The organism is Intestinibacter sp. (genome assembly GCF_022780145.1).
Lineage (GTDB): Bacteria > Bacillota > Clostridia > Peptostreptococcales > Peptostreptococcaceae > Intestinibacter.
In genome coordinates this window covers 1-16,170 of sequence record NZ_JALEXO010000092.1, presented here as the reverse complement: position 1 = coordinate 16,170, position 16,170 = coordinate 1, and the positions used below count along the sequence as shown (strand labels likewise).

The window sequence follows — 16,170 nt, the reverse complement described above, 5'->3', positions numbered from 1 at the left end:
ATCCTCTAACGTTATATTTACTGAATTATTTCCTACATCTATTCCTATATTGAATACGAGCTCTAATTTATTTAAAGCGCTTCTCATATCTCCATTACAAGTGTTTGCTATGTATTTTAAGGCTTCATCTTCAACATTTATACTCTCATATGTATATAAATTGTTTAATTTATCTACTGCCCTTTTAAGTCCTTTATAGATATCTTCCTTTTTTATAGGCTTAAATTCAAATACTGTACTTCTACTTAAAATGGCTTTATACACCACAAAATAAGGATTATCAGCTGTACTGGCTATTAAAGTTACAGAACCCTCTTCTATTACTTCAAGTAGAGACTGTTGTTGCTTTTTATTTAACGCCTGTATCTCATCTAACATCAATATTACACCATTATATGAAAATAAATCTCTCTTGCTGTTATCTATTGCTTCTTTTATTTCTTTTACTCCACAATTAACGGCATTTAGCTTTATATATTTTTTTCCAGTAACATTTGCTATTATATTTGCTAAAGTCGTCTTTCCAGTTCCAGGTGGACCGTATAAAATCATATTTGGAATTGTTTTATTTTCTATCAGCTTATTTATTATCTTTCCCTTTCCGATTATATGCGATTGCCCTACCATATCGTCTATAGTCTCTGGTCTTAATTTATCTGCTAAAGGTTGCATATTTTTTCTCCTCATTTGGAATAATGAAAAAATCCTTCTTTAATAAAGAAGGATTTTCATCAATTTTATAGATTAATAATTATTTCTTACTTTTTTAAGTTCTGGTATTAATTTGTCATTAAGTATCTTTATGTGAGTACCCTTCATACCTAAAGATCTAGATTCAATAACACCAGCACTTTCAAATTTTCTCAAGGCATTTACTATTACTGATCTTGTTATTCCAACTCTATCAGCTATTTTACTAGCTACTAGTAGACCTTCTTTTCCATTTAATTCATTAAATATATGTTCAACTGCTTCAAGCTCAGAATAAGAAAGAGTTCCTATTGCCATTTGAACTACGGCTTTTTTACGCATTTCAATTTCTAATTCTTCGCTTTGAGATTTTAGTATTTCCATACCTATTACAGTAGCACTATATTCTGATATAACTAAATCGTCATCATTGAAAGTCTTATCGTATCTTGATAATACTAATGATCCTAATCTTTGACCGCTTCCAAGTATTGGAACTATTGTCAAGTATTTTTCACTTCTATTGTATTCATCAGGGAATAATTTGACTAACTCTTCTCCAGTTAAATTTTCTAGTGTTTCTGACACTTTAAGTAAACTATCGTTGTATTCTTTTGAAAATCTCTTTTGTTTTGTCTCTTCATCTTCTATAACAGAACTATCTTGTACGTCTGTAAGATATAGGCCTAATATTTTACCTTTTGTATTTAAAACATAAACATTAGCATCTAGAACCTCTCCTAATGTCTCAGCTAATCTATCAAAAGATACTTTAGTTCCGCTACTAGTTTGCAAAGTCTTATTTATTCTTCTAGTTTTTTGTAGCACTTCACTTGCCATATTATCCTCTCCTTAATTTAAGTCAATATAATATAAATTTATAAATCTAATCTAACTATGTCATATAATTAACAGTCTCACAATGTAATATTAACATATTTTTTTATCCAATTCAACAAATATAATTTAATATTTTAAATTTTCACGCATTTCAATAATATTGTTTTTGATTGTAATTTTATTCATCTTCAACAATTTTTTCATTTTTACATTCTTTATTTGAACAAACTATTTTCTTTCCTGATTTTGAATATTTTTCATACATATAAGAGCCACATTTCTCACAAACCTCTTCAACTGGTTTATTCCACGCTACAAAATCACACTCTGGATAATTTGAGCATCCGTAAAATACTTTATTTTTTTTACTTTTTCTCATTATCACATCTCCGTCTTTGCATTTTGGACATTTTACACCGATTTTATTTACAATAGGTCTAGTATTTTTGCATTCTGGATAATTTTTACAAGCCATAAATTTACCAAATCTACCGTATTTTATCACCATATTGGCGCCGCAAATTTCGCAAATTTCATCAGTTTCCTCATCCATATTTACTTTTTCTATTTTTTCCATAGCAATTCTAATAGCTTCCTTCAATGGTGAATAAAACTCTTCTACTACTTTTTTCCATTCTGCATTACCTTCTTCAATTTCATCTAGTTGAGATTCCATATTAGCAGTGAAATCTACATCCATGAATTTTTGAAAATTTTCATCTAGTATCTTTGTAACTATAATTCCCAATTCAGTCGGAAGTAAGCTAGTTCCGTCTTTTTCAACATATCCTCTATTTAGTATAGTAGTTATAGTCGGCGCATAAGTACTTGGTCTACCTATTCCAAGCTCTTCTAAAGTCTTTACTAAGCTAGCCTCAGTATATCTAGGTGGAGGAGATGTAAAATGTTGAGCTGGATCTTCTTTTTCTATTTTTAAATTTTCACCTTCACTTAAGCTTGGAAGTATTTTATCTTCTCTTTCTGTAAAGTTGTATATCTTTGTATATCCATCAAATTTAAGTTTAGAACCAGTTGCCTTAAACACTAAGTTTGAAATTTTACATTCGACATTTAAAACATCAAATACTGAATCCTCCATTTGACTTGCGACAAATCTTCTCCAAATCAAATTGTAAAGCTTATATTGGTCTTTGCTCAAGGAATCCTTTATGCTATCTGGTGTTCTCTCTACAGAAGTTGGTCTAATAGCTTCGTGAGCATCTTGTACTTTTTTATCATCTTTTTTAGATTTATTTTCTTTTGTTTGATTTTTATAGTAATTTTCTCCTATTGATTCTACTATATAATTCTTGGCCTTTTCCTTCGCCTCTTCTGATATTCTCTTGGAATCTGTTCTTATATAAGATATAAGACCTACAGTTCCTTCCCCTTTTATATCGATACCTTCATACAGCTCTTGTGCTACCATCATAGTCTTTTTAGTTGTAAAATTTAGTCTATTTGCAGCATCCTGTTGAAGCACACTTGTAGTAAATGGTTTTGGAGCTGATTTTCTACGACTCTTAGATTCTATTTTATTTACTACTAAATCGTTATTTTTTATTATTTCTAGAATTTCTTTTACTTGTTTTTCATTTTCTAATTCTATTTTTTTGCCGTCTTCTCCATAGAATTTTAAAGTAAACTCTTCACCATCTTTATTTTTTACAATCAAATCTATTGTCCAGTATTCCTTAGGTATGAAAGAATTGATTTCCTCTTCTCTTTCACATACTAATTTAGTTGTTACAGATTGAACCCTACCTGCACTTAAACCTTTTCTAACCTTTTGCCACAAGATAGGACTTATTTGATACCCTAAAAGTCTATCTAAAACTCTTCTTGCCTGTTGAGCATCAACTAGATTTCGATCTATACTTCTTGGATTTTTTATAGCCTTTTTGATTGCATCCTTTGTTATTTCATTAAATTCAATCCTGCATTCTTCCTTTTCATCTATATTTAAAATATAAGATAGATGCCAAGAAATTGCTTCTCCCTCTCTATCAGGGTCGGTTGCTAAATATACTTTCTTAGCCTTTTTAGCTTCTTTTTTTAGTTCTTTAATTAAATCTCCTTTTCCCCTTATATTTATATATTTAGGTTCAAAGTTATTTTCTATATCAACGCCTAATTGACTTTTAGGTAAATCTCTTACATGTCCTACAGAAGCCTTTACTGTATAGTGACTTTTTCCTAAAAACTTTTCTATTGTTTTAGCCTTAGCTGGCGATTCGACAATTACTAATGCTTTCGCCATATTTTATTACACCCCCACTTACTTTTTCGATTAAACGTTAAATCCATAAGTTTTATTTTCCATTTCAATAATATAATCGTTTATCAATAGTTCATTTATATTTGAATTTATTGTCTTTATGTCAATATCAGTATAATTACAAATATCATCTATTTTTATATTACCTTGTCTTTTCATTAAATCTAAAATTGCAATTTGCTCACAATTCAAACCCTTAATATCATATTCTATACTATCTTTAGAATTATTTAAAGAAGAAAATTTACACTCCTCCATAATATCTTTAAAATTTCTAGTTACTTTTGCGCCTTTTTCTAAAAGTTCATTACATCCTTCGCTCTTTGGAGAATTTATAGGTCCTGGTATTGCTAAAACTGATCTATTCTGCTGTAAAGCATAATTTGCAGTAGTTAAAGCACCACTACCATCTGCAGCTTCTACAACTAAAGTCCCTTTACACAGCCCGCTTATAATTCTATTTCTCTGAACAAAATTTGAAGGATATATTTTAGAACTAATAAAAAACTCTGATATTATAGATCCACCATTTTCTAAAATTTTTTCGGCTACAGGTATATTTTTAGCTGGTCTTATTTCGTCTATAGGGCCACCTAATATCGCAGCAGTTTTTCCATTTTTACCTTTCATACAAGCCATATGTGCTTCAGAATCAATTCCTAAGGCAAGTCCACTTACAATATTTACACCCACAGATGATAATTCCTTTGTTAATTTTCTAACACAATATAAACCGTATTGTGTAGGAGTTCTCGAACCTACTACAGCTAATGTCTGCTCCATTTTTAAAAAAGAAATATCTCCCTTATAAAATAATATAGGTGGAGGGAACGCAATATGCTTTAATTGTTCTGGATAATCTTCATCCTCAATGCAAACACATTGTATTTTGTTATTATATAAAATTTCTTTAATTTTATCAATTCGTGAATAGCTTCTATATTTTACTATATTTCTTAATAATTTTGAATCTAATTTTTTATTTTGAAGAATTTCCCTCTTATCTACCTCCATTAAATTTTCCAGTGATTTAAAGTCTTCTTTTAATATATCCACTTCTAATTGATTTATTCTATATATAGAACTTAAAAGCAAGTACATGTCCTTTTTTTCCATATTTTCACCTCATTTAAAATATTTGTAATAGCCCTTTCTATATGAAAAAGCCTCTAATATATGATTTTTATTTATATCTTCACTCGATTCTAAATCAGCTATAGTCCTAGCTGTTTTTAGTAATTTAGTATAGCTTCTATTGCTCAATTTATATTTGTCAAATATTTTTTTAGCAATTTGCTCGCTTTCTCTATCTAATTTGCAGTATTTATTTATTTGAGATGATTTTATTTCATCGTTGCTCTTTATATCGCTATCTTTAAATCTATTTTTTTGCATATCCTTTGCATTTTGAACTCTCTTCTTTATACTAGCAGATGATTCATTAAAATTATCCTCGCTAAATTCACCGTGTTCAATTGAATCAACTGGTAAAAATAAGTCAAATCTATCTAAAAGAGGTCCCGAAATTTTATTTTTATATCTTATTACTTCGTATGCTGAACATTTGCACGGAGTATCAGACATAAAATATCCACATGGACAAGGATTCATAGCGGCAATTATTAAAGTTTTACAAGGGTATTTTATGTAGTATTTCAATCTAGACAAGTTTATAAAACCATCTTCTATAGGCTGTCTAAGCATTTCCAGCGTTTTTCTATTAAACTCAGATAATTCGTCTAAAAATAGGATCCCTCTATGTGCCAAAACAATTTCCCCTGGAGTAGACTTCACTCCGCCTCCAATTAAAGATGTCGTCGTAGCGCTATGATGAGGAGATCTAAAGGGTCTTTTATTTACTATTCCAATATTATTGTCGATAAGTCCAGCTATACTATAAATCTTGCTTATCTCAATTTTTTCCTCCTTATCCAAATCGGGAAGTATAGTCCTAACTCTTCTAGCCATCATAGTCTTGCCTGTACCAGGAGGGCCTATTAAAATCGTATTGTGATTTCCACCAGCTGCAATTTCAAGTCCTCTTTTGACAAAGTAATTACCCTTGACATCAGAAAAATCTTCTTCATATTCTTCCTCCTTTGTATTTTTATCTATATCAGAAAATATTTGACCTAAGTTTAAATCTATTTTCCCATTTATATATCCTATACATTGTCTTAAATTTTTTACGGGAATTACTTCTATACCATCTACATAAGATGCTTCTAGTAAATTGCCATATGGTATAAATATCCTCTTATATCCCTTTTCCTTCGCACTTAAAACAATCGGTAAAACGCCTCTTATTTTCTTTAAGGTTCCGTCTAATGAAAGCTCTCCAACAAATACAGTTTTCCTAAAATAATCTATATCTCTTGTTATGTAATTTCTAAGCAATCCTATAGACATCGGCAAATCCAACAGAGAACCCTCCTTTTTTATATCTGCAGGAGATAGATTTACTACTATTCTCTTAGTCGGAAAATCAAATTCACTATTTATAATCGCCGACTTCACTCTTTCTTTTGCCTCTTTTACCTCCGTACTAGCTAGCCCCACTATATTGAAACAAGGCATACCTCTAGTAATATCGACCTCCACGTTTACTATAAAACCATCTATTCCTGATAAATTACATGAATTAATTATACTTAACATATTATTCCTTTCTTAAAACGCATTTTCTATATGGTTTATCCTCTCTTCATCGAAATAAACCTCCACAACATCAAATCTTATCTCGCAATTTTTTAAATTATTCTCTAAAATATAATACTTCGCTACAGAAGTTATCTTCTTGACCTTTTTTAAATCTACCGCTTCACAGGCGAGTCCATAATTTTTAGATGTTCTAGATTTTACTTCTACAAATACTAGCTTATTTTTAAATCTTGCAATTATATCTACCTCGCCAAATTTAGTCCTATAATTGGTACAAATTATATTCATACCTACAGAGATGAGGTATTTTTGAGCTATTTTTTCACCTATTTTTCCCTTTTTTACATTATCTAGAGATTTGAATATTTCATAATTATCCATAACTACACCTGCTATTTCCAAAATTTAATTTTCCAATATAGACTTTTTTATTTTAGTCATAAAAGTTACAATATATACACTTTTTCAGATTTTAATTGAAAATTTTTACAATTAAATATATTATAATTAATGAATACGTTTCTAATGGGGGTTAAATTATGAGTAAAAAAAGAAATTCTAAAAAAACAAGATTAAATAAAAGGGGAAAAATATTTTTAGGCTGCCTAATTGCACTTCTATTAGTTGTAGTAATAGCAGCAACCAAAATATTAAACAAACCAAATAATACATCAGTAGTTGATAACATAAATAAAACAAATACAAAAACTGAAACATATGAAGCTTCACTGACTGCATGCGGTGATGTCATGGCTCATATGCCTCAGCTTAAAGCACAGTACAACGCTTCTACTAAGGAATATTCCTTCGACAACAACTACAAATATGTAAAAAAATACGTAGAAAAATCAGATTTAGCAATAGCAAATTTAGAAACTACTCTTTGTAAAGACGATGTATATGCATACAGCTCTTACCCAACCTTTAACACACCAGATGCAATTGCAGACGCCTTAAAAAATACTGGTTTTGATTTACTATCTACTATTAACAACCACAGCTTTGATATGTCTAGCCTTGGAGTTGAACGTACATTAGCTACCCTTAAGGAAAAGGGATTTGACACTGTAGGTACTAGAGAAAACGAATCAGACGACGAATACATAATAGAAGATGTAAACAACATAAAATTAGGTATTACATCATATTCTTATGGCGAAATAAAAAACGGAACTAAATATTTAAACGGCATAAAAGTATCAAGCGACAAAACAAACTTGATGAATGTATTTAACGCTACAGATTCAGATGAAGCCTTCGATACTATCTACTCTACTGTCGAAAAATACAAAGATGACACAGATATGCAAATAGTAATCCTTCACTGGGGAGATGAATACAGCAGAACTCCTAGCACATTCCAAACAGAACTTGCACAAAAGCTTTGTGATGCCGGTGTAGATATTATAATAGGATCTCATCCTCACGTTGTTCAACCTGTTCAAATGATAAAATCAAGTGATAAAAAGCACGAAACACTAGTAATATACTCTCTTGGAAATTATATCTCAAACCAAAGAAGAGAATACTTGAGTATGTACACTGAAGACGGCCTTATGGTAAATATAGATATAAAGAAGAAAAGCGATGAAAAAGAAGCTACAGTCGAAAAAGTTACTTGTATACCTACATGGGTAGCTAAATATAGTGGTGGCTCAAATTATGTATATGAAATAATACCTATTGCAGACGATATTTTAAGCAAAACATCGTATTTAAATTCAAGCTATTTAAAACAATCTTATAAAAACACTGCTGATCAGATAAAGACAGATGATAAGATAAGTGTCATCGAAAGTCCGTTTGAAAATTAAAACAAAATATATTATATAATTAGCCTATAATTAATTCATAGGCTAATTTTTATATTATATAAATTTAATCAAAATAAATATTAGAAAGGAGTTCCTATGGATAAATCAAAATTAATCTTATACATCAGGTATATTTCACTGTTTTTAGTTTTAATCGATTATTCAAGCTATTTTAACATGTTATCTCTATCTGTTGTAACAGTCCTTCTTTTATTTTTTATAAATAATCAACTTAGATTTTTTAATTTACAAAAGCATAAAATCCAAAACTATATATCTATATTTTTAGAAATTTTTATCGTATTAACTATGTATAAATTGAGCGATCATTTTACAATATTTTATCTTATACCAATAATAATAGATATTTCATCTTTAACTATCGATAAGCTAAAATACGCATTGATTTTTATAATCTTATCAATATCTATTTTATTGCAAATAGAAAGCTCTATTATTGTTGCTGTAGAAAATTCATCGATTCTACTTATAGTTTTTTTGTTGTCGGATTATATCTACAATCAAAGTCTATCTAAATTGAATTATCAAAATTTATACGATAAGCTTAGAATTTCTGAAGATAATCTAAAAAAAGCAAATAAAGAATTAGAAATATATGCAAGTTCTATAGAAGAGCTGACTATATTAAAAGAAAGAAACAGGATTTCAAGGGAAATTCACGATAGTGTAGGTCATGCATTATCGACTACTATTATCCAATTAGGAGCATTAGAAAAGCTTCTGAAAAAAGACGAAGATTTATTTGAATTAGTACACGAGCTAAGAGAATTTGTAAATAAAAGCTATATAGATGTCAGAAATGCTGTATCAAAGCTAAAACCTACAGAATACGAAAAATACCAAAATCTATTTAAAATAGAAGAACTTATAAAACAATTTGAAAAGCTAAGCAACGTAGATGTAAAATGTACTATTTCTAAAAATACATGGCCTCTATCATCAATCCAATTTAGCTCTGTATATAGGATAATCCAAGAATCTCTATCAAACTCCTTAAAACACGGTCATGCAAGTAAAATCAAGGTTTTTATAACATTTAACAACGATAGCTGCACTATTTCTATTAAAGACAACGGTATAGGGTGTGAGAATATAAAAAAGGGCAATGGATTAAACAGCATAAGTGAACGAATCATGGAAATAGATGGGGATATTAAATTCGTAAATACAGATGACAGATTTTTGGTGCAAGGCAATTTTCCAAAATATATAAGGGGTGATTTTATTGAATAAGATAAAGGTTTTAATAGTAGACGATGAAAAGCTTATAAGAAAAGGACTTAAAATAATTTTATCTTCATATGAAGATTTAGAAATAATAGGCGATGTATCTGACGGATATGAAGCCCTTGAATTTTGCAAGCAAAACGATGTAGATGTAGTTTTGATGGATATTAGAATGAAGCTATGCGATGGTGTTTTAGGAACTAGACTTATAAAGGAATACAATCCAGATATATCAGTACTTATTTTAACTACATTTAACGATGATAAATATATAAAGGATGCGATGAATTTCGGTGCATCTGGCTACCTGTTAAAGGATAGCTCTGATGAAATACTGTACGAAGGAATAAGATCTAGCTTCACTGGAAATATAGTTTTAGATAAAAATATAATATCTAAGGTAATATCTTCTACTAGCGCTAAGCCGAATATAGACATAAGGGCTAAATACAATTTAAGTGAAAAAGAAATAAATATTATAAAGCTAATATCAAAAGGGCTTTCAAATAGAGAAATAAGCCACGAACTATTTTTATCTGAAGGAACTATAAAAAACAACATAACAAATATTTTAAATAAACTAAATCTAAGGGATAGAACTCAAATAGCTATATTTGCCTTTAAAAACGATATTGCTGAATAATTATTTTGTATTTTAAAAAGTGACATAAGTCACTTTTTTTTATTACTTTCGGTTGTAGTAGTCGCTTTAAATATATTCTAATATATTAGTATAAGAAAATTTAAATTTTGGAGGGGAAAAATGAGTATTATAAAAGTCGAAAACATAACGAAAAGATTCAAAGATAAATTAGTCCTAGACAATATAAGCTTCGACATAGAGGAAGGCGAAATATTTGGACTTATAGGACCTAATGGAGCCGGAAAATCTACCTTGATAAATATTATAACTAACCTTATGATGGCAGACAGTGGAAATGTTTTTGTAGAAGGTAAAAATCTATTAGAGGATACAATTTATATAAAATCTATAATCGGTCTAGTTCCTCAAGAGCTAGCAATAATAGAGCAGCTTACTCCTTACGACAACCTAGAGTATTTTGGTTACTTATATGGGTTGAGTGGTAAACTTTTAAAAGACAGAATAAACGAAGCCCTAGAATTTGCAGGACTTGTAGATGTCAAAAAGAAAAAAATAAGCAAGCTATCAGGTGGTATGAAAAGAAGACTGAACCTAGCTATAGCTATTTTAAATCATCCTAAAATATTGATTTTAGATGAGCCGACTGTAGGAGTAGACCCTCAATCTAGAAACCATATATTTGATTTTTTAAGAAAATTATCAAATGAAAATAACACTACTATCATATATACTTCCCACTATATGGAGGAGGTAGAACATCTTTGCTCAAAAATATTTATAATAGATGAAGGAAAGGAAATAGCATCAGGTACTCAAGATTACCTTAAATCACTTGTATTTTCAAATAAAAAATTAAATATAAAAATAGATAAGATATCTGGAGATCTTCTATTTAATTTAAAAAATCTAAAAGGAGTGGTTTCATTAGAAGAAAATGAAAATACATGTATATCGCTAGTTGTAGACGAAGATTTTTCACTTTCTAATGCAATTTCACTGATAGAATACGATAAAGGCTCTATTTCAGAAATAAATTACGAAAATCCGAGCTTAGAAGATGTATTTTTAAATCTAACTGGAAAAAATCTTAGGGATTAGGAGGTGCTACATTATGATGAAATTATACGGTTCTATTAAAATTTTATTCAAATCCATCAAAAGCACTTTTTTAATAAATTTGGCGTATTTTTTGATATTACCATTGGGCCTTGCATTTTTCATGGGAATGATAGAAGAAAAATTATACGAAAACCCTATAAAAACAGATCCAGTACCTATAACTATTGTAGACAATGATAAATCTACTTATTCTGCTTACTTTAAGGATTTTTGCAAAAATAATCTATCTGAAATTGTAAAAATAGAAAAAAACAGAGATAATTCAGACTTACAGGTGACTATTCCTAAAGGATATGAAAAACATATTTTAAATAAAACTCAGACAAATATAGAAATAAAAGAATTGTCTTCTATTAATTCTACAGCTTTAATACAAAATCTATTCGATAATTATCATGAATCAATTTACTTATCGTCAATAGAAAATAATTTAAATAAAGATAATATAGAAGAAATTTTTAATAAATCATCACTAAATACTCAACTAATAGACAGCAATATAAAGCAAAATTCATATGAATTTTTTGCTATAACTATGTTAGGATTTTTAGCCATAATATTTATAACAAATAATGTTTCTGCAAATTACCTTTCAGATTCAAATGGCTTCGTAAAAAGAAATTATTCAATGCCTATTGGAAGGATAGAGCTCTTGATGCACGATATAGTGACTTCAACTATTTATTCATTTACGTTTATTCTCTTATATGCTGTATTTTTTAGATTTTTAAAAATATCATTTACTGGAAATATCGTAATTTTAATTTCAATGATATTTGCAATTTCTCTACTTATAAGTAGCTTTACATTGTTTTTATACAACTTCTTTAATAAAGCTATAGGTCAAGGTATAGCATATGCTCTTATGATGGCACAAGTTTTATTTGGAGGTATGTTATCTGGTTTTTCAGATTTTTTAGATAAATTTTCAAATCTAAATCCATGCTATATAGTTACAGAGATGTTTACTAACTACAATGTATACAACACATTTTCTTCTGTGAGTAATTATTTATATTTATGCTTGATAATATCTGTAATTTTAATAGTTATAACTTCTTTAAAAGTAAAATACAGTTGGAGGGAGATTTAAATGAATATTATAAGACTTACATTTGCTAATTTAAAAAGATATACAAAAATACCTTCTATATTATTCTCACTTATACTAGCACCCTTAGTTGTGATAGGATTTTGTATATTCTTATCTGATGGAGTTTCAAGCTCACAATCAGGTTCACTAGAAAATATAGCTTTAGTTTGTAATTTAGAAAGCAATACTTCTGATAAATCATTAGACACTAAGTACCAAAAAGCTCTAATAAAAGAATTAGGTATTTCAAATGATTATATATACAGCTTAAATCAAAAAAATGAAGCCTTAAAACAGCTAAAAAACAATAAATTTGCAGCTGTATTTATTATAGATGACAATTTTTCAGAAATGATAAAAAACGGTCAAAAGCCTACCGTAGATGTAATCAAAACCTCAAAAGGAGGAGGTAGCTTGCTCTCTGAATCTAAAATAGAGACATTTATAAATACATCCTTGAAAAAGCAAATTGATCCAAGCTTTTCTTCAAAATATATAAAAACAAGTGTAATAGCAAAAGCAGAAAGCTCTTTAAAATCAGATTTTATGCATGTATTTTTGATATGCTACATGATATATATAAATGGAGCTATAATTTGTAAGGATTTACTAGGTTTAAAAAAATCAAATACTTTGAGAAGAATGTTATCGACTAAAAATAAGGATTTTGAGATTCTATTTTCTCTATTTCTAAGTTTATTTTTAATACAAGCATTAGTGTATACGACGACTTTAGTCGCCTGCAATATTATACTCGATATCAATATAAATACCTGTAACATATTGCTGATTTTATCAAATAGCCTACTTTGCACTGGAATTATAATGTTCTTGGCTAGACTTTGCAAAAACGAGGCCACTATTTCTTTCGCCATGGTTGGGTATGTACTTTTTAGCTTGGCTACAGCACTTCCTTCTATAACACCAAATTTAGGAATTGATATACCTTTTGTCGTAAATATATCTAAATTTATGCCTATATACTGGACTGTAGATGCCATTATAAATGAAAATTATTTTAAAAATATAATCGTATTAATGCTTTTAAGTCTTGTATTTGTAACTGCTGGAAGCTTTAAATTAAAAGAATTTGCTAAAAATTAAATTTTAAAAAAGAGGCTAAATTTAAGCCTCTTTTCTTAACTCTAATAATTGTTTAATTTATAAAATTAATAATTAAATAATACTCTTTCATCTATATCAGCTATTGTAGCACATCCAGTAAGTCTCATAGTAGCTTCAAGTTCAGATATTATCTTATTTACATAGATTTCTACACCTTCAGTGCCTCCACCGAATGAAGCAGTTACAAATGGTCTACCTATTAAAACACCATCAGCTCCTAGAGCTATTAATTTTAATACGTCTACACCTGTTCTAACACCGCCATCTGCAAGTATTATAGTTTTACCTTTTACAGCTTTAGCTATCCCTGGTAATACGTCTGCTGCCCCTGGAGTACAGTCTAAAACTCTACCACCGTGGTTAGATACAACTATTGCATCTACACCAGCTTCTACAGCTAGTATTGCTTCATCAACTGTCATAATTCCCTTTAATATGAAAGGTAATTTTGTAGCTTTCTTTAATTCTTTTATTTTATCTAAAGTTTTTGGTTCTACATTTTTTCCATGTAATGATAATGTAACTAATCCACAAGCATCTACATCTACTCCTAGAGCAAATACACCTGCATCTTCAGCTAATTTCATTTTTGAAATTATTGCTTCATTTTCCCATGGTTTTATAAATGCTATACCATCTGCATTTTTTTCTTTTAATACTTCTAGATTATCTGTTAAGAAAGTTTCTACTGCTGTATCCCCTACCATTGGATATATTCCAGCTTTTAAACATCCTTCTATTACCCATGATATATATTCTTTTTCTGAGTATTTTCCACCCATATTTAAAGTTGTTCCAGATACTGGAGCTGCAAATATAGGAGCCTTCATTTTTTTACCAAACATTTCTACTGATGTGTCAGGATTTTTTACATCGTGTAAAACTCTCATATTTATTTTGATTTTGTCTAAGCTTTTTATGTTTTCAGTGAAAGCTGAACCTGTTCCTTTTCCACCCATTCCAGGTACTTCTCCAGAACATGCTACACCGTTACATGTTTTACATACTCTACAACTTCCATTTAAATTTTCTTTTGCATTTTTTAAAACTTCCTTGTAATCCATTGCTTTATCCCCCTAAAATAATCGTTTTGAATTTTCCATGAAGACTTTTAATATTTTGTTTTCATATCATCATAATTATAACACATTTTTCAAAAAACTTTTCCTATGAATTGGAGTTATTCCAAATTTTTCGATAGCCTCGTAATGCTCCTTTGTTCCATAGCCTTTATGGTGTTTAAATCCGTATTGTGGATATATTTCATCGTACTTGTACATAAGTCTATCCCTAGTTACTTTTGCTAGTATACTCGCCGCTGCAATCGAAATTGACTTTGAATCTCCCTTTACTATAGGAAATTGTTTTATATCTAAATCAGGAATAGTGACTGCATCTAAAAGTAGATAATCTGGCTTTTTATTTAATGAATTTATAGCCTTTTTCATAGCCATATATGTAGCATTTAAAATATTGTACTCGTCTATTTCTTCATTATCTACTATACCTATGCCGTAGTCTAGAGCCTGTTTCTTTATTACATCAAATAATTCGTCTCTTTTAGCTTCAGATAACTTCTTAGAGTCATTTACATAAGGTATTTTAGTGTCTTTTTCAAAGACTACTACACTAGCTACAACAGGTCCTGCTAAAGGTCCTCTACCTGCCTCGTCAACTCCACCTATATATACATATCCATTTTTATATCCTTCATTTTCAAATGTATTTATAAGCTCAAGTCTCTCTTCTTCCTTTTTAATTTTTTCTAATTTTTTACTTAAGCTCTTTGCTAGATTTTGAACTGATTTTCTATCGTCTTGATTTAATATATCTATATACTTTTGATATTCCTCTTCTTTTAAATTTTCTATAATAGCCTTAATTTCTTTTACGCTTTTATCCTTCATACGCCACCTCTATTTTTATTGCTTAATTTTACAAATATTATATCTAAATTTATTGTACTCTATTATAATACAAAAAATCGCCAAGTAACTCAATAAAATAAATTACCTGGCGATTTGTATTTTAAATTGCTATTTCTTCATCTTCTTCTAATTCATAATTTCTATTTGATTTTATAAAGTAACCGACAAATCCACCTACAAATGTCGGAACTACCCAACAAAAACCTAGATTTGCAAGAGGTAATATATCTAAAACAGGTATATTTATACCTAAGTCATTAATTGCCATAAGTATACCCATAAAAAGCGCTGTATAAGTTGAAAATTTTACTATATTGTCGTTTTTAAAGAATTTTTTAAATATAGTCATAACTATTAAAACTATTGTCGCTGGATATATCAAGCTCAGTATTGGAGCTGAAATTTTTATTATAGAATCCACTCCTAAATTAGATATAACTAAACTGAACAAACATACTGCTACTACTAATTGTTCGTATTTTAATTTTCCGTTTGTCACATTTGAGAAATACTCCGCTGTAGCTGATGTCAGACCTATAGCTGTTGTAAGACATGCTAAGCTAACTATTATAGATAGTATTATTTTGCCTGGTGTCTTAAGTAGAGCGCTTGTTATCGCAACGATTAAAGATGATTGAGAAACATTTATATCGTATACAGATGATACTGTCGCTCCAAGATAAGTCAGCCCACCGTATACAACTGTAAGACCTACTGCAGCTACAACTCCTGCTTTTAGAAGTATATCTATTCTGTCTTTTTCTTCTTTA

At 29.3% G+C, this 16,170-nt stretch carries 15 protein-coding genes; 6 read left to right on the top strand and 9 right to left on the bottom strand.

The window, feature by feature from the left end:
• The 6 genes from MR593_RS03310 to MR593_RS03285 form a co-directional block, all read right to left on the bottom strand.
• Positions 1–672 (bottom strand): AAA family ATPase (locus MR593_RS03310; RefSeq protein ID WP_290686902.1); only part of this gene is annotated, 672 nt, incomplete at its 3' end.
• A gap of 72 nt (positions 673–744) precedes the next feature.
• Positions 745–1,530 carry a GTP-sensing pleiotropic transcriptional regulator CodY gene (gene codY, locus MR593_RS03305; RefSeq protein ID WP_290686900.1) on the bottom strand — a complete coding sequence of 262 codons (786 nt, stop codon included), beginning with the start codon at positions 1,528–1,530 and terminating at the stop codon, positions 745–747.
• Positions 1,531–1,708: 178 nt separating this feature from the next.
• Positions 1,709–3,790: a type I DNA topoisomerase gene (topA, locus tag MR593_RS03300; protein ID WP_290686898.1), complete on the bottom strand. Its 2,082-nt coding sequence runs from the start codon at positions 3,788–3,790 to the stop codon at positions 1,709–1,711.
• A 30-nt stretch (positions 3,791–3,820) separates the two neighbouring features.
• Entirely contained in the window at positions 3,821–4,924 is a 1,104-nt protein-coding gene (gene dprA / locus MR593_RS03295) for a DNA-processing protein DprA (protein ID WP_290686896.1), read from the bottom strand.
• 9 nt (positions 4,925–4,933) lie between these two features.
• Positions 4,934–6,466 carry a YifB family Mg chelatase-like AAA ATPase gene (locus MR593_RS03290; protein ID WP_290686893.1) on the bottom strand — a complete coding sequence of 511 codons (1,533 nt, stop codon included), beginning with the start codon at positions 6,464–6,466 and terminating at the stop codon, positions 4,934–4,936.
• Positions 6,467–6,478: 12 nt separating this feature from the next.
• On the bottom strand, positions 6,479–6,850 hold the full coding sequence (locus MR593_RS03285; RefSeq protein WP_290686891.1) for a YraN family protein: 372 nt from the start codon (positions 6,848–6,850) through the stop codon (positions 6,479–6,481).
• Positions 6,851–7,008: 158 nt separating this feature from the next.
• On the opposite strand from MR593_RS03285, the gene MR593_RS03280 reads away from it, so the two are divergent.
• The 6 genes from MR593_RS03280 to MR593_RS03255 all read left to right on the top strand — a co-directional run bounded on the left by MR593_RS03280 (position 7,009) and on the right by MR593_RS03255 (position 13,451).
• Complete coding sequence (locus tag MR593_RS03280) at positions 7,009–8,283, top strand: CapA family protein (protein ID WP_290686889.1); 1,275 nt, start codon at positions 7,009–7,011, stop codon at positions 8,281–8,283.
• A gap of 96 nt (positions 8,284–8,379) precedes the next feature.
• On the top strand, positions 8,380–9,537 hold the full coding sequence (locus tag MR593_RS03275; protein WP_290686888.1) for a sensor histidine kinase: 1,158 nt from the start codon (positions 8,380–8,382) through the stop codon (positions 9,535–9,537).
• Positions 9,530–10,174 carry a response regulator transcription factor gene (locus MR593_RS03270; RefSeq protein WP_290686887.1) on the top strand — a complete coding sequence of 215 codons (645 nt, stop codon included), beginning with the start codon at positions 9,530–9,532 and terminating at the stop codon, positions 10,172–10,174. The genes MR593_RS03275 and MR593_RS03270 overlap by 8 nt, the downstream gene beginning before the upstream one ends.
• A gap of 120 nt (positions 10,175–10,294) precedes the next feature.
• Entirely contained in the window at positions 10,295–11,233 is a 939-nt protein-coding gene (locus tag MR593_RS03265; RefSeq protein ID WP_290686886.1) for an ABC transporter ATP-binding protein, read from the top strand.
• A gap of 13 nt (positions 11,234–11,246) precedes the next feature.
• Positions 11,247–12,347: an ABC transporter permease gene (locus tag MR593_RS03260; protein WP_290686884.1), complete on the top strand. Its 1,101-nt coding sequence runs from the start codon at positions 11,247–11,249 to the stop codon at positions 12,345–12,347.
• A complete protein-coding gene (locus tag MR593_RS03255; RefSeq protein ID WP_290686882.1) occupies positions 12,348–13,451 on the top strand; it encodes an ABC transporter permease in 1,104 nt (367 codons plus the stop codon). It begins immediately after the preceding gene.
• Positions 13,452–13,516: 65 nt separating this feature from the next.
• On the opposite strand, the gene MR593_RS03250 is transcribed toward MR593_RS03255, so the two are convergent.
• The 3 genes from MR593_RS03250 to MR593_RS03240 form a co-directional block, all read right to left on the bottom strand.
• Positions 13,517–14,536: an alpha-hydroxy-acid oxidizing protein gene (locus MR593_RS03250; RefSeq protein WP_290686880.1), complete on the bottom strand. Its 1,020-nt coding sequence runs from the start codon at positions 14,534–14,536 to the stop codon at positions 13,517–13,519.
• A gap of 75 nt (positions 14,537–14,611) precedes the next feature.
• Positions 14,612–15,379, bottom strand: a complete 768-nt coding sequence (locus MR593_RS03245) for a ribonuclease HII (protein ID WP_290686878.1) — start codon at positions 15,377–15,379, stop codon at positions 14,612–14,614.
• Positions 15,380–15,500: 121 nt separating this feature from the next.
• Positions 15,501–16,170: branched-chain amino acid transport system II carrier protein (locus MR593_RS03240; RefSeq protein ID WP_290686876.1), on the bottom strand; the 670-nt coding region annotated here is incomplete at its 5' end.